This is a genomic window from Gordonia sp. DT219 (genome assembly GCF_049847065.1).
GTDB lineage: Bacteria > Actinomycetota > Actinomycetes > Mycobacteriales > Mycobacteriaceae > Gordonia.
Genome location: NZ_JBNCNR010000010.1, coordinates 50094 through 64814 on the forward strand (window position 1 = coordinate 50094; position 14721 = coordinate 64814).

Consider the following 14721-nt stretch of genomic DNA (forward strand, 5'->3'; position numbering starts at 1 on the left):
GTCGGTCGGTCTTGTGCGGTCGGTCGGTCTTGTGTGGTCGGGGTCATCCTACCGAGATCGACCGGTGGCCGAGCCGGGCCACGGAGATTCACGCAGTCGGCGTCTGCCGGGGTCCGGGCGGCCGCGCGGCCTATGCTGGCACGCATGGCCTACCCGCGGGAGAACCTCGCACCGGGTGAGCGGGTCGTACTGCACCGGCATCCGCATTGGAAGTGTCTGCTCGCCCCGTTCATCCTGTTCGTCCTCGCCACCGCGGTCGCCGGACTGCTCGCGGGCCTGGTCGACGGGTCGTCGCTGACCGGAGCAGGCGCGTTGGCCGGCTACGTCGTCGTCGCCGTGCTGTGGGCGGCCGCGGCGGTCTGGTTCTTCGCGCGGCCTCTCATCTCGTGGCAGACCACGCACTTCGTGCTGACCGACCGCCGGGTGATCTTCCGCAACGGCATCCTCACCCGATCGGGCATCGATATCCCGATTCGCCGCATCAACACCGTCGAGTTCCGGCATGGACCCATCGATCGGTTGCTGCGGACGGGCACGCTGCTCATCGAGTCGGCGTCCGACGAGCCGCTGGCCTTCGATGACGTCCCGCAGGTGGAACGGGTGCATGCGCTGCTCTACCACGAGGTGCTCGACGTGACCGAGAGCGTCGAGCGTGGCGACTTCGAGGATCGCCACGAGAACGACCCGGACCGCGACGTTTCCCGAGCGGAGGCCGGCCCCGGAAGGTGGGGGAGACACCGATGACCGTCGTGTTGCTGGCCGAGGACGACACCGCCATCGCCGAACCACTCGCCCGGGCCCTGACCCGCGAGGGTTACGGGTGTGAGGTCGTGGGCACCGGGACACAGGCCCTCGCGCGCGTCGCCGACGGCGGGTTCGAACTGCTCATCCTCGACCTCGGTCTGCCCGAGATCGACGGTCTCGAGGTCTGCCGGCGGGTGCGGGTCCATCAGCCCGAACTGGCCGTGCTGATGCTCACCGCGCGTACCGACGAGGTGGATTTCGTGGTCGGCCTCGACGCCGGTGCCGACGACTACGTCGGCAAACCGTTCCGGCTGGCCGAGCTGCTGGCCCGGGTGCGGGCGCTGCTGCGTCGCCGGCAGAGCCCCGACGACGTCGTGCTCGAGGGTGGGGACCTGCGCCTGGATGCCCGGGCGCGGCGGGTCACGCTCGGCGGTACCGAGCTGGTGCTGGCCAACCGCGAGTTCGATCTGCTGCGGTTCCTGATGGAGCGTGCCGGTGAGGTCATCGGGCGCGACGAGATCCTGACCGAGGTGTGGGGATCGGCGGACCTGCGGTCGTCGAAGACCCTCGACATGCACGTCTCGTGGCTGCGGCGCAAGATCGGTGACGATCGGCACGACCGCTCCCGCCACATCGTCACCGTCCGCGGCGTCGGCTTCCGTTTCGACCCGTAAGGCGAGCTGGCCCCGATGCGCCGACGCATTCTGTACACCATGATCGCCATGTTGCTGGCGGTCGGAGCAGCGCTGGGTATCCCGCTTTCGGTGATCGCCTGGTGGTGGGTTGCCGACAACGCACACCAAACGCTCGACAGCCGGCTCAAGTCGATCTCCGATCAACTCATCCGGACCGAGGACGGGCGAGACGCGACGCTCGACCCGGCGCTGCTCGATTCGCCGCCGCTGGCGGCGCTGATACCGGACGAGGGCCGACTGGTCCTCACATACGCGGCATCCGACGGTCGGTCGGCGACGCGTGCGGTCGGCGCGCAGATCGACGGCGCGACGATGTCGGACTCGATCGGCCTCGGCGACGCCGGGTCGCTGGTGCTCGAGATCCCGCGCAGCGACGTACGCAACGACCAGTTGGCCGCGGTGGGCATCGTGACGATCGTCGTCGCTTCGTCCCTGGTGGCCGGGACGGTGGTCGCGGCGGTCACCGCCGGACGCATCGCCGACCCGGTGATCGACCTCGCCGACCGCGCGTCGGCGATGGCGCGCGGCGACTTCCGTTCGGCATGGAAGACCTACGGGATCTTCGAACTCGACCGGGTGTCCCGGGCGCTCGGCAACGCGAACACCGAGATCGCGTTGCGCCTCGAACGTGAGGGCGAGATCGTCGGTGACGTCTCCCATCAGCTCCGCAGCCGGCTCACCGCGATCCAGTTGCGCCTGGACGAACTGGCATTGCACGACGACCCGGCCGTGGTGACCGAGGCCGAGGCCGCCCTCGATCAGGTCGAGCGGCTGTCCGACGAACTCGATGAGATGGTGGCGGCCTCGCGGGACGATCCGGCCCCGCTGCAGGCAGTCGACGTCACCGAACTGCTGACGCGGCTCGTCGGTGACTTCGAGAATGCCTTCGACGCGCAGGGCCGCGAGGTGACGGTGTCCTTCGCCGGCGAGGTGAGCGCGCTGAGTGCGCAGCCGGGTCGGCTGCGCGAGGCGGTCAGCGTGCTGGTCGACAACGCACTGCAGCACGGCGCCGGACGCTGCCGGATCGACGTCGGCGAGCTCACCGGCGACATGGTGCGTATCACGATCGCCGACGAGGGGCCCGGTGTCGCCGACGACATCGCGCAATCGATCTTCCGCCGCGGATTCTCCGCGGGCAGCGGCGCCGGCCCGGCGGGTAACGGGGTCGGCCTCTCGCTCGCGCGCGCCTTGGTCGAGGCCGACGGTGGACGTCTCGAACTGGCGAACCGGCGCCCGGCCGTGTTCTCGATCGTGGTGCCCTCGGTGGCGCCGGAGCCCGACGGCTCGGCGGCGTCAGAAGAAAGCGGGTCCGCCGGGCGCTCGGAAGCTCCGTCGCGCCGGTCCGAACCCGGCCGGCCCGGACCGGATCCGGGCCTCAGGCGTGACCGAGTTCCTCATCGTTGAGTTCCTCGGCACTGGGATGCAGATCTGTCGATCCGGCGTCGCCGCCACGCAGCTTCTCCTCCGGGAATGCGAATTTCCGCAGTGCCCAGAAGCGAAACGCCATCTGCAGAAAGTTGCCGATCAGATAGTTGAGGACGAAGTCGACGATCACCTGGTCGGTGACGTCGAGGTTGCTGCGCAGAGAAAACAGATTGTTGGCGACGAACAGCGGGGCGGCCTGTACGAGAACGCCGATACCACTGATGGCGAAGAAGAGCAGGGCCTCATGGGTGCGTTCCCGGCCGCCGCGATTCTTGAACGCCCACTCGCGATTCAGGATGTAACTCAGGATCGTGGCCAGGACACCCGAGATGATCTTGGCCACCACGGGCTTGGATTCGAGCACGGTGAGTGCCAGCGGATAGAAGATCGCCATGTCGAAAAGGAACGTCGTGCCGCCGACGATGGCGAATTTGATGAGTTCGTGGTGCCGCATCAGGAGCCGGCGAACCGACTCCGGCAGACGGGCGACCATCTCATCGATGAATGGCACAAGACACGAGTCTAGGACCCGCCGGGCACGCTGACATCACCCCGGTCGGTCATGCGTCCGACATGCCCGGCATGCCACGATGTACCGCGTGAGCTCTTCTGACGGTGACGCGCCCGCATTTCCGGGCGCGCAGACGACCCCGCCCGCGCCCTCGGAGCCACGATCGGCTGCCGGTGCGGGGCGTATGCCGACGGTCACGATGATCGGCGGTGGCCAGCTGGCCCGGATGACCCATCAGGCGTCGATCGCCCTCGGCCAATGCCTTCGGGTGCTCGCCGCCGGACCGGATGAACCCGCCGCGCAGGTGAGTCCGGACGTGATCATCGGTTCGCACGACGACATCGCCGATCTGCGTCGCGCCGCGCAGGGTGCGGTGGCACTGACTTTCGACCACGAGGGCGTGCCCCTGCACCATCTGCAGATGCTGGAGGCCGAAGGGATTTCGGTGTTGCCGCCGTCGGCGGCCCTGCGCTTCGCTCAGGACAAGCAGGCGATGCGGGTGCGACTGAAGCAGTCGGGACTGCCGGTACCCGACTTCGTCGAGTTGGCGGGCGATCTGGGACTCGCGCGTGGCCGGCTCATCGAATTCGGTGACCGGCATGGCTGGGCGATCGTCCTCAAGGCCGTCCGCGGCGGCTATGACGGCCGCGGGGTGTGGATCCTCGACGACCGCGCCGCCGCGCTGGCCGTCTTCGACGCGCAGTTCGACGCAGGCATCGAACTGCTCGCCGAACAGAAGGTGCCCATGCGACGGGAGCTGTCGGCGATGATCGCCCGGTCACCGTTCGGGCAGGGCGGCGCGTGGCCGGTGGTGGAGACCATCCAGCGCAACGGGCAGTGTGCCGTGGTGCTCGCACCGGCACCCGACCTCGGTGCCGAGCTCGCCGTGCGGGCGCAGGAGATGGCGTTGCGGCTGGCCGACGAGCTCGGCGTCGTCGGGGTGATGGCGATGGAATTGTTCGAGACCACCGACGGTGAGCTCCTCGTCAACGAACTGGCCATGCGTCCGCACAACAGCGGCCATTGGACGATGGATGGCGCGGTCACCTCACAGTTCGAGCAGCACCTGCGCGCGGTGCTCGACTATCCGCTCGGTGACACCGCGCCGAGCGCACCGCTGACGGTGATGGCCAACATCCTCGGCGCGCCGTCGGCGCCGCAGATGTCGATGGACGAGCGCCTGCACCACCTGATGGGACGGATACCGGCCGCGAAGGTGCACCTCTACGGCAAGGGGGAGCGCGTCGACCGCAAGATCGGGCATGTGAATATCGTCGGGGCACACGGCGAACAGCTCGCCGCGGTGCGTGAGCGCGCCGAACGTGCGGCGCACTGGATGTCACACGCGGTGTGGACCGACGGATGGGAAGGGCACTGATGAGCGAGTCGACCGACAACGGAACCGAGGTGGCCGGGGCCCAGACGGCTCGCCACGCTCGGGTCGGATTGATCATGGGCAGCGATTCCGATTGGCCCACAATGCAACTCGCGGCCGAGGCGCTGGCCGAATTCGACGTGCCGTTCGAGGTCGGGGTGGTCTCGGCGCACCGCACCCCGCAGCGCATGCTCGACTACGCCACCGGTGCCGCCGAGGCCGGGATCGAGGTCATCATCGCCGGTGCCGGCGGAGCCGCGCACCTGCCCGGAATGGTCGCCGCGTCGACACCGCTGCCGGTGGTCGGTGTGCCGGTTGCGCTCCGTCACCTCGACGGACTCGACTCGCTGCTCTCCATCGTGCAGATGCCTGCGGGTGTCCCGGTGGCGACCGTCTCGATCGGCGGCGCTCGCAACGCGGGCCTGCTCGCGGTGCGCATCCTCGGCGCAGCCGACCCGTCGCTGCGTTCGCGGATGGCGGATTTCCAGGCCGGCCTCGAGCAGATGGTGCTCGACAAGGATGCCGCGCTGCGTCAGAAGCTGTTGGGCGATTGAGTTCTTCGAGGTCGGGTCAGTTCTCGTGACGGTGTGGGCCGGGCGGGTCGAGTTGTAATCGGCGCGTCAGGAAACCCAGCACCTGATCGAGTGCGTCCCGGGTGGGTTGCCCTGGCTCGTCGATGAGATCGACCGTCAGAGCCGCGTGCGGTGGGGTCGGCATCGGCGAATCGGGGTTGGCCGCCGAGTCCGGTAGTTCGATCGCGGTGAAGGCATCGCCCAGAAGGCGCCGCAGGTTCTCGAAGCGTGCCGGTGGGGACATCCGATCGCCCTCGAAGCGCACGCCCATGACCTCGAGCCCGGCCGCGCAGCGCGCTGCCACCGTCGACAGGTCGGCGGGCGAGACATCGATGGCCCGGGCCCGGCCGGGGGAGATGGCGGCCGGCAGCGACGGCTGGGCCAGTATCGGGGCGAGCAACCGCTCGTCGGTGGCCATGCCGAGGGCGAATCCGCCGGTGAAGCACATGCCGATCGCGCCGACCCCCACGCCGCCGCACCGTCGGTGTTCGTCGGCGGCCAGGGCGCGCAGCCAGTTGACCACGGGCGAGGTCTTGCCGGTCGCCAGGATCGTGAACTCGCGGCTGACGCATGCGCGGGCGATGGTGCCGAGCATTTCGGCTGTGGAGCGCAGGGTTCCGCGTGCGGCAGGCGAGGGGTCACGGCCGTCGACGCCGTAGGGCGACGGCATCACCGCGGTGGCGCCGATGTCGACGATGCGGCGGGCGAAATCGGCCACCGCCGGGGAGATCCCGGGCATCTCGGCGATGATGATCACCGCGGGACCGCTGCCCTTGCGATACACGCGGCGGGTGGCCCCGAGGTACGTCTCGTCGCGGACGGTGAAGTCCGACAGGGTGTCGTCGGTGGCGCCGTCTCGGCTGCTCATGACGGCTCCAGGGTGCCGATGAGCACCCAGTCGAACGGCTTCGCGAACGGCCGGGCCCCCCGGGCCACATCAGGTGAGTCGGCCGGGACGATGCGGGGACGGACGAGTCGGAAGTGCTTGTTACGGCGCGTGATCCGGCACTGGCCTGCGGCCGCGACGTTGCGTACCCAATCGGTGTCGCGGCCGTAGGTGAGGACGATGGCCAGGGTGTCGTCCTCGACCCACGCCAGGACCGGCGTCGAGTAGCGGCGCCCAGAGGATCGGCCGGTGTGCTCCACCATCGCCCAGGGGGCCAGATGCGGGGCCCACCGACGCTGGATGGGATTGCTGACGACCTTGTTCATGCGAGCGAGGACGGCGGGGAGTTGCATGGCACCACTGTGCCTCATCGCGGCGGCACGCGGGTCAGGACAGGACGATCCCGGCGCGTTCGGTGACCGCGCGCTCTGCTTGAACACCCGACGGATGAGCCACCCACACCAGACCGGCGCCGACCGCCAGCGGGGCCAGGAGATTGCCGACAATGCCTGCGGCGCTGCGCCATTCACGCGTCGAGAGAACCCGGCTGCCGCCGCTGATCGCGGACTCGGCCGCCGCCGAACGTGCCGCGGCGAGTACATCGGGTCCGGCGTCGCCGTCGAGGGCGGGGCCCGAATAGGCCGGGCCGACGATATGATCGCCGTGGATGCGCACCCGGCTGCCGTAGTCGGAGACCCCGGGCGGCAGACCGCCGACCGGCAGGGCGAACGGATCGAGCGGGGCGACGATGAGCTCATCCGCGTCGGGGTACGAGTCGAGTCCGGTGCGGTCGGTGAACACCGCCACCGGTACGTCGGTGGTCGCAGCGGTGGCGCGGGTGTGGACATGCGCGCCGGCCCACCAGCAGCCGAGCAGGATTCCGGCGCTCTGCCAGTGCTCGGGCAAGTCGACCACGATGGCATCTCCTGGGACACAACCGAGTTCGTCTGTGAGAAAGTTCGCGGTCTTGGCCGCCCAGTTGCCCAGGGTCGCCCAGCTGAGTTCGGTACGCTCACCGCTGCGGTCATCGTAGAACGTGAGCGCCGGACGGGACTGATCTTCGATGGCGCCGAAGATGGCGGCACTGATGGTGGGGGAGTTCGTCACGACTTCGGCTTCCGGGTGGGGTATGTGGGAGTTCGCGTGTTCAGTTGACGCACATCGGGCCGTCGGAGCCGGCGGTGATGGCGGAATTGCCGTCCGGCGCGGCACCTGGGCCGGACGCGCCGCCCCCGCCGTCACCGGAGCCGCCGCCCACATCCGATACCGACCCGGGACCGTCGTAGGTGTTGGTCAGCACCGCACGCAGTTCGTGCTCGCCGAGGGTGGAATCGGCCATGACCGGCAGGCCGCCGAGATCCTTGGCGAGCAGTTTCGCGCCGAGGTCGTCGGCACTGTGGGCGAAGACGGCCGAATCCCGCTCGTTCGCGGGATCGCTCATCAGCTTGCCCTGGTGAAATCCCTTGGCGGTCAGGAGGCCTGCCACGTTCTTGGCGAGGCCCTCGATCGTGCCCGCATTGTTGACGTCGACGGTGTATTCGGCGCGTCCGGTGTTGCGGGCGGGATCGAGCAACGAGCTGGTGAAGGCTCGGACCTTGGTCGGATCGACGGTGACGACGCTCTGTTGTCCGTCGTCGCTCCAACCGTGATCGTCGGTGACGGGGATCGTCGCGAACTTCACGTGGCCGCCGCTGAGGTCCTTGAGCTGCTCGGCGAAGGACAGGACGTCCCAGCCGTTGTCGATGACCACCGACCGTGACACCGCGGCCTGTAGCTGCTTCAGTTTGGTCGGGTCGGCCAGGGTGCCGGCCGAGAGCATCTTCTGGGTGAGTGAGGCCATGAACGCCTGCTGGCGGGTGATCCGGTCGAGGTCGCCGCGTGGCAGGTCGTGGCGCTGCCGGACGAAACTCAATGCCTGTGGGCCACCGAGGGTTTGCCTGCCCGCGTGGAACCGCGCACCCGAGAACGGTTCGTTGACAGCCTGTTTGAGGCAGACGTCGACCCCGCCGACCGCCTTGGTGAGGAGTACGAAACCGAGCAGGCCGACCTCGGCGTAATGGTCGACGCGCACGCCGGTGAGAGTGGCCACGGTGTCGATCAGTGCCTTGCGCCCCGCCTGGGTGCCCTGACGCTCGGCCTCGCCCTCGCTCTTGCCTGCCTCGACGGCCTTGCGCCGCGCGCCTTCTCGCGTCGTCCCGTAGGCGGCATTGATCTTGCTCATCCCGATACCGGGCACGTTGACGTAGGAGTCGCGGGGGATCGAGATCGCCGTCGCCGACGAGCCGTCGTTTGGCACGCGGATCAGCAGGATGGTGTCGGTGTTGGTTGCGACGTCATCGCCGGATCGCAGCCAGCGGAGTTCCTCCGGCGACAACGGATTTCCCTTGGCGTCGGTGCGTGAGTCGGTGCCGACGAGCAGGATGTCCACCGCGCCGTCGTCGCCACCGCCGAGCGCCAGCCCGCCGAGGCGGGTGATGTCGGACTCGAGATTGTTGATGCTGCTCCACGCATATCCGGTGCACACCAGGACGACCGTCGAGAGGATGACGATCACACTGCGCACCGCAGCCCGCCCACCACGCCAGCCGGAAAGGATGCCGCCCGGACGCGGGGCGTGAGGCGGCGGCCCGGATGGCTTCGCGCTGCCGGCCGCGGCAGTGCGGTGTTCGCGCTGCTTCATCGACTTCGGGGTGGCGCCCGCGGCGGCACCGCCGGATTGTCCGCGCGTATGGATCTCACCCGAGGATCGCTGCCGGGGGCCACGCCGGGTCCCGGGATCGGCCGGACGGCGCCGCCCGTCGGCGTCCTCCCCGGTGCGAGGTCTGCGATCGGAGCGCTCGTGCCCGGGGCGCCGGGGGCTCTCGGCAGCGGATTCGGAGGTCTGCGGACGGCGCGCGCGGACCTCGTTGTCACGCGGGCGACCGGCGGGTCGTCTGCGCGCGCCATCGGGGCGGGAGTCCACGGGTGGGCAGTCCTTTGCGGTCGAGGCTTCTGTTCTGCGGGGCAGCAGTTGCCTGAGTTTCTGACGTTTCTGATGTGGTTTGCGAAAGCCAACGTTACTGAAGTCGGACGTGAAGTCAGTGACGCAACGCCGAGAGACTTCCGCCACCGCTCGCGGTGGGATCGCCACCCGGCGCCCGAGCGCGTTGGTGTGCAGCCGGGCCGCCGGGCAGACTGACCCCGTGCAGAGCGACCAGCAGCCCCTCGAGCCCTTCCCGACCATCTGGCTGATCGGCGCGGCCGGCCAATTGGGAACCGCGTTGCGTGCCGGTGCACCCCGTGAGCGGGATATCCGGGCGTTGACCTCCGCCGACGTCGACCTCGCCGACGCCGAGTCCATCCGCACCGCGCTGCGTGACGTGCGTACCGGCGACGTCGTCCTCAACACCGCCGCCCATACCGCGGTCGACCGGGCCGAATCCGAGCCGGAGCGCGCCGCCGCGGTCAATGCGCTCGCCCCCGGAGTGCTCGCCGAGATCACCGCCGCCTCGTCGGCCTGGCTCATTCACATCTCCACCGACTACGTCTTCGCCGATGCCGCCGGGGAGCGTGACACCCCGTACGAGCCCGGCGACACCGACCCGGATGCCGCTCCGCCGAGCGTGTACGGCGCGACCAAACGTGCGGGCGAGATCGCGGCCCTGGCCGCCGACCCGGACGCGACGATCGTGCGCACCGCCTGGGTGTACACCGGTGGGCCCGACAGCCCGGACTTCGTCGGCACGATGCGCCGACTCGAACGCACCCGCGACACCGTCGACGTGGTCGACGACCAGACCGGTTCGCCCACCTACGCCCCCGATCTCGCGGCCGGACTCTGGGAACTCGTGGCCGGTGGCCACCGGCCCGGGGTGGCCGGAGCGATCCTGCACGCCACCAACGCCGGTGAGGTGACCTGGTTCGAGGTGGCCCGCGCGGTCTTCGCCGGACTCGGTGCCGACCCGGGGCGCGTGCACTCGTGCCGCACCGACGAATTCCCGCGTCCGGCGCCACGCCCGGCGTACTCGGTGTTGTCGCCGCGATCGTGGACCGAGGCCGGACTCACCCCACTGCGGGACTGGTCGATCGCCTTGTCCGACGCACTGGCCGCCCGGTGACGCCGAACACCGCCCGGCCCCCACATGCGACGGTTGATGAGACCGGAACTCCGGTTGGCTACGCTGACCCGGTGACCTCGAAGCTGGCCGTGGTGACGGTGACCTATTGGTCGGGTCCCCACCTGCAGACATTCCTGACGAGCCTGGGCCACGCCACGTCCGCGCCACCGCGTGTGGTGATCGCCGACAACGGGTCCGGTGACGGTGCGCCGGAGGCGGCCGAGCGTGCATACGACAACGTCACCCTCGTCCACTCCGGCGGGAACGTCGGATATGGCGGCGGGATCAACCGCGCGGTTGCCGCGATCGATGAGGACGTCGACTTCGTCGTGATCGCCAACCCCGATGTGGAGTGGCTACCCGGATCCATCGACGAACTCGTCGCCGCGGCCGCCCGGTGGCCGCGGGCCGGCTCACTCGGACCACTGATCCGCGAACCCGACGGTTCGGTCTACCCGTCGGCGCGCCGCGTCCCCGACCTCGTCTCCGGCACCGGGCATGCGTTGCTTGGTGGCATCTGGAAGGGCAATCCGTGGACCGCGGCCTACCGCGCCGACGACGTCGCGCCGAGCGAGCGGCCCGTCGGCTGGTTGTCGGGGTCGTGTCTGCTGGTGCGCCGCAACGCCTTCGACGAGATCTCCGGATTCGACGAGCGCTACTTCATGTACATGGAGGACGTCGACCTCGGCGACCGGCTCGGCCGCGCCGGATGGCTCAACGTCTACGTCCCCGGCGCCGAGGTGGTCCACACGAAGGGACACAGCGCCGACAAGCGGCCCGAGACGATGCTGCCTGCGCATCACCGCAGCGCCTACCGATTCCAGGCCGATCGCCACCCCGGAGTGCTCCGCGCACCGATCCGGTGGGCGCTGCGGGCCGGACTGGCGGTACGGTCCCGGCTGGCCGTACGTGCAGCCGCCCGGTCCGGCAGTTCACCAACCGGGTCGGCAGCGGCCGCCGATCGGCAAACCCCCGATCGTGGAACCCCCGATCGTGGAACTTCGGATCGTGGAACCCCCGATCGTGGAACTTCGGAGAGGAACACCCCGTGACGCACTTTTCGGTGAGCAACCCCAGAGTCCCCCCCGAGGAGGTACCCGACGTCGACATGTCCGACGTACAGGCCGTGGTGCTCGTCGGCGGCAAGGGCACCCGGCTGCGCCCGCTGACGTTGTCGGCGCCCAAGCCGATGCTGCCGACCGCGGGCCTGCCGTTCCTGACACATCTGCTCTCACGCATCCGGCAGTCCGGGATCCGCGACGTCATCCTGGGTACGTCGTTCAAGGCGCACGTGTTCTCCGAACACTACGGGGACGGATCCAAACTCGACCTGAACCTGCGCTACGTCACCGAGGAAGACCCGCTCGGCACCGGCGGTGGCATCCGCAACGTGCTCTCCGAGCTGACCGCCTCGACGGTCGTCGTGTTCAACGGTGACGTGCTCGGCGGCACCGACGTCCGCCACGTCGTGCACACACACCGCGAGTCCGGCGCCGACGTGACCCTGCACCTGGTGCGCGTCTCCGATCCCCGGGCATTCGGATCGGTCCCCACCGACGACGCCGGCCGCGTCACCGCCTTCCTCGAGAAGACCCAGGATCCGCCGACCGACCAGATCAACGCGGGCACCTACGTGTTCCGGCGGTCGGTGATCGAGGACATCCCGGCCGGTCGTGAGGTGTCGGTGGAGCGCGAGGTGTTTCCCGGTCTACTCGCCGACGGCCGCCACATTCACGCCTACGTCGACCACGCCTACTGGCGCGACATGGGCACCCCCGAGGACTTCGTCCGCGGGTCCGCCGACCTGGTCCGCGGCATCGCGCCCTCGCCGGCACTCGGCGACCGCCACGGTGAGTCACTCGTCCACGAAGGTGCCGGCGTCGGACCCGGCGCCGTTCTCATCGGTGGCACGGTCGTCGGCCGCGGCGCCGAGATCGGGCCACGGGCCCGACTGGACGGCGCCGTCATCTTCGACGGCGCGGTCATCGAGGCCGGTGCCGTCGTGGAACGCAGCATCGTGGGATTCGGTGCGCGTATCGGACCGCGCGCCCTCGTCCGCGACACCGTCATCGGCGACGGCGCCGAGGTGGGTGCCCGCTGCGAGTTGCTGCGCGGCGCACGCGTATGGCCCGGCGTGCAGATCCCCGATGGCGGGGTGCGCTTCTCCACCGACGTCTAGGGTGGCGGCCGGGCCGCTCTATTCGTCGCGCGACTTCGCCGCTCTATTCGTCGCGCGACTTCGCCGCTCTATTCGTCGCGCGACTTCGCCGCGGTGAGCACCCCGGGACCCAGCGGGATGACGACCGGCAACAACCGATCATCGTCGGCGACGAGCATCGCCGCCTCCCGGGCCGCATTGGTCATCGGGTCGGTGCGGGCCGGATCGGCGACCGCCCCTTGGGCGGCGGCATCGTGGATGACCAGCACCCCGCCGGGACGCAGCATCCGGACCGATTCGGAGACGAAGCGCGGCAGGTCCAGACGCGGACCGTCGATGAACACCAGGTCGTAGGTGCTGTCCGACAAACGGGGCAGCACGTCGCGCGGGGTGCCGTTGATCAGCCGGGTGCGCCCGGGGCTGATGTCGGCGCCGGCGAACGAGGCCCGAGCCGCCCGATGATGCTCGAGTTCGGGATCGATCGTGGTCAACACACCGTCGGTGGCCATCCCCGCAAGCAACCACAGGCCGCTGACACCGGTGCCGGTGCCGATCTCGGCCACCGCACGGGCGTCGACGGCACGAGCGAGAACGGCGAGCAGCGCACCGACCGCCGGACTGACCGGCGTGGCGCCGAGTTCGATGCCGCGGGCCCGCGCGGCGACGAGCGCGTCATCCTCCACGATCGCCGACTCGGCGTAGTCGATGAGTGCCGCCCGTGGGTCGCTCGGCTGGGTTTCGGTCATGCTCCGAGGTTAGACATGCCGCCCCGACGACGGCACACGGCGCGCCCGGAGTGTGCCCGGAGCGCCCGAGCAGAGCGCCGATCGGCTTCCTCAGACAACACACAGGGCGCTCATACGACGACCACACTCCGATGGGAGAGGGTTAGGGCGTCGGCCGGAGATGGTGCGGGGATACCTATGCGGGAATACCCACGCTGTGTGTCCGGTTCAGTATGGTTAATTCATCCGGCGTCGCTGCGATGAAGGTAGAGAAGGGAATCGGTCACCGAACGATGAACGATCTCGAGGCGGCTGCTGACACGGTCCCCGGTGGTACCGCGGGATTCGACGCCACCGGCAACGACATGTTGATGCCCACCTGGGACGAACTCGTCCGGGAACACGCCGACCGCGTGTACCGGCTCGCCTACCGCCTGTCGGGCAATCAGCACGACGCCGAGGACCTCACGCAAGAGACATTCATCCGGGTGTTCCGATCATTGTCGAACTATCGGCCCGGCACCTTCGAGGGCTGGCTGCACCGCATCACCACGAATCTCTTCCTCGACATGGTCCGGCGCCGCAACAAGATCCGGATGGAGGCGCTCCCCGAGGAATACGACCGGATGCCTGCCGACACCCCCGACCCGCAACAGATCTACGCCGACGCCAATCTCGACGGCGACCTGCAGGCCGCACTCGATTCATTGAGCCCCGAGTTCCGCGCCGCCGTGGTGCTCTGCGACATCGAGGGTCTGTCGTACGAGGAGATCGCCGCCACACTGGGCGTCAAACTGGGAACGGTACGCAGCCGCATCCACCGCGGCCGGCAGAGTATCCGGGACTTCCTCTTGACTCGCGGCCACCGCGACCGCCGTTCGGTGGTGGTCGGGAACTGACCCCGTCGTGGCGGGAACCCCGCATCCCGCCGGGCCGTTGAGTCATTCGGTAGGCTGGGGCGTCGTCCCCGGCGAGGTGGGATCACGATCGGCCGAAGGGGTGATGAACACAATGATGGATGGCCAGCGACGGCAGCCGGAGGCCGGAGTTCCGAGCGAACATCCGGACAGTCTTCGCCGACGCCGCGCATGGAACCCGGCGGCATGGACACCCGCACGATCCTCGTTCACCCCCAACCGCCGGCCGAGTGCACCGCGCGATCGCCGGTTCGCACCCACCGAGCATCTCGCACCCGAGGCCGTCGCCGCCTACGTCGACGGAGAACTCGGGATGACCGCCCACATGCGTGCCACCCACCATCTGGCACTGTGCCCCGAATGCGGGGCGGCGGTCGACGCGCAGATGGCCGCACGGACTCGTCTGCGGTCGTCGGGCACCATGTCCCTGCCCTCCGGACTCCTCGGTCAGCTCAGCCAGATCCCGACGCGCGAGTTCGACATGACCGACCACGCCGATTCGGCGCGCAGCCCGCGCCGCACACACCCCGAGGTGATGCCGGGTGGCCAACCCTCGGCGATACCCGGCCACGACTCGACCCGTGGACGCATGCTGCGCTGGCGGAGCCGCTGACAC

16 protein-coding genes are annotated in these 14721 nt (G+C 69.3%); 10 read left to right on the forward strand and 6 right to left on the reverse strand.

The genetic code is table 11. The features are described from left to right. Positions 1-144: 144 nt before the first annotated feature. From ACPXB3_RS13550 to ACPXB3_RS13560, 3 genes are read left to right on the forward strand one after another with little or no spacing between them, the layout of a single operon-like run. Positions 145-744: a PH domain-containing protein gene (locus ACPXB3_RS13550; RefSeq protein WP_425705481.1), complete on the forward strand. Its 600-nt coding sequence runs from the start codon at positions 145-147 to the stop codon at positions 742-744. Further along, positions 741-1418 carry a response regulator transcription factor gene (locus tag ACPXB3_RS13555; RefSeq protein WP_425705482.1) on the forward strand — a complete coding sequence of 226 codons (678 nt, stop codon included), beginning with the start codon at positions 741-743 and terminating at the stop codon, positions 1416-1418. Before ACPXB3_RS13550 ends, ACPXB3_RS13555 begins: the two co-directional genes overlap by 4 nt. A 15-nt stretch (positions 1419-1433) precedes the next feature. Beyond that, the gene (locus tag ACPXB3_RS13560) at positions 1434-2843 is read left to right on the forward strand and encodes a sensor histidine kinase (protein ID WP_425705483.1); all 1410 of its coding nucleotides are present in this window, start codon (positions 1434-1436) and stop codon (positions 2841-2843) included. On the opposite strand, the gene ACPXB3_RS13565 is transcribed toward ACPXB3_RS13560, so the two are convergent. Next, positions 2815-3375 carry a GtrA family protein gene (locus ACPXB3_RS13565; protein WP_425705484.1) on the reverse strand — a complete coding sequence of 187 codons (561 nt, stop codon included), beginning with the start codon at positions 3373-3375 and terminating at the stop codon, positions 2815-2817. The genes ACPXB3_RS13560 and ACPXB3_RS13565 overlap by 29 nt on opposite strands. A 79-nt stretch (positions 3376-3454) precedes the next feature. Here ACPXB3_RS13565 and ACPXB3_RS13570 point away from each other — a divergent pair, with 79 nt between their 5' ends. Beyond that, positions 3455-4753: a 5-(carboxyamino)imidazole ribonucleotide synthase gene (locus ACPXB3_RS13570; protein ID WP_425727912.1), complete on the forward strand. Its 1299-nt coding sequence runs from the start codon at positions 3455-3457 to the stop codon at positions 4751-4753. Beyond that, positions 4753-5304 (forward strand): 5-(carboxyamino)imidazole ribonucleotide mutase, encoded by a 552-nt coding sequence (gene purE, locus ACPXB3_RS13575; protein WP_425727914.1) that lies wholly within the window; start codon positions 4753-4755, stop codon positions 5302-5304. Before ACPXB3_RS13570 ends, purE begins: the two co-directional genes overlap by 1 nt. Before the next feature lie 16 nt (positions 5305-5320). On the opposite strand, the gene ACPXB3_RS13580 is transcribed toward purE, so the two are convergent. From ACPXB3_RS13580 to ACPXB3_RS13595, 4 genes are read right to left on the reverse strand one after another with little or no spacing between them, the layout of a single operon-like run. Further along, positions 5321-6190, reverse strand: coding sequence for a dienelactone hydrolase family protein (locus tag ACPXB3_RS13580; RefSeq protein WP_425705487.1), 870 nt, complete (start codon positions 6188-6190; stop codon positions 5321-5323). Further along, positions 6187-6561: a nitroreductase family deazaflavin-dependent oxidoreductase gene (locus ACPXB3_RS13585; RefSeq protein ID WP_425705488.1), complete on the reverse strand. Its 375-nt coding sequence runs from the start codon at positions 6559-6561 to the stop codon at positions 6187-6189. Before ACPXB3_RS13585 ends, ACPXB3_RS13580 begins: the two co-directional genes overlap by 4 nt. 34 nt (positions 6562-6595) lie before the next feature. Beyond that, entirely contained in the window at positions 6596-7315 is a 720-nt protein-coding gene (locus tag ACPXB3_RS13590) for a TIGR03089 family protein (protein ID WP_425705489.1), read from the reverse strand. A gap of 40 nt (positions 7316-7355) precedes the next feature. Then, a complete protein-coding gene (locus tag ACPXB3_RS13595; protein WP_425727916.1) occupies positions 7356-9170 on the reverse strand; it encodes an LCP family protein in 1815 nt (604 codons plus the stop codon). 220 nt (positions 9171-9390) lie between these two features. Between ACPXB3_RS13595 and rfbD the strand changes: the two genes are divergently transcribed. The 3 genes from rfbD to ACPXB3_RS13610 all read left to right on the forward strand — a co-directional run bounded on the left by rfbD (position 9391) and on the right by ACPXB3_RS13610 (position 12484). Continuing rightward, complete coding sequence (rfbD, locus tag ACPXB3_RS13600) at positions 9391-10305, forward strand: dTDP-4-dehydrorhamnose reductase (RefSeq protein ID WP_425727918.1); 915 nt, start codon at positions 9391-9393, stop codon at positions 10303-10305. A gap of 71 nt (positions 10306-10376) precedes the next feature. Beyond that, on the forward strand, positions 10377-11357 hold the full coding sequence (locus ACPXB3_RS13605) for a glycosyltransferase family 2 protein (RefSeq protein ID WP_425705492.1): 981 nt from the start codon (positions 10377-10379) through the stop codon (positions 11355-11357). Between the two features lie 56 nt (positions 11358-11413). Beyond that, a complete protein-coding gene (locus tag ACPXB3_RS13610) occupies positions 11414-12484 on the forward strand; it encodes a sugar phosphate nucleotidyltransferase (protein WP_425705561.1) in 1071 nt (356 codons plus the stop codon). Between the two features lie 68 nt (positions 12485-12552). Here the strand turns inward: ACPXB3_RS13610 and ACPXB3_RS13615 are convergent, their stop codons facing one another. Beyond that, complete coding sequence (locus ACPXB3_RS13615; RefSeq protein WP_425727920.1) at positions 12553-13209, reverse strand: O-methyltransferase; 657 nt, start codon at positions 13207-13209, stop codon at positions 12553-12555. A 272-nt stretch (positions 13210-13481) separates the two neighbouring features. Here ACPXB3_RS13615 and sigE point away from each other — a divergent pair, with 272 nt between their 5' ends. Continuing rightward, entirely contained in the window at positions 13482-14087 is a 606-nt protein-coding gene (gene sigE, locus ACPXB3_RS13620; RefSeq protein WP_425705494.1) for an RNA polymerase sigma factor SigE, read from the forward strand. Positions 14088-14190: 103 nt separating this feature from the next. Then, positions 14191-14718: a hypothetical protein gene (locus ACPXB3_RS13625; RefSeq protein WP_425705495.1), complete on the forward strand. Its 528-nt coding sequence runs from the start codon at positions 14191-14193 to the stop codon at positions 14716-14718. Positions 14719-14721: the final 3 nt, after the last annotated feature.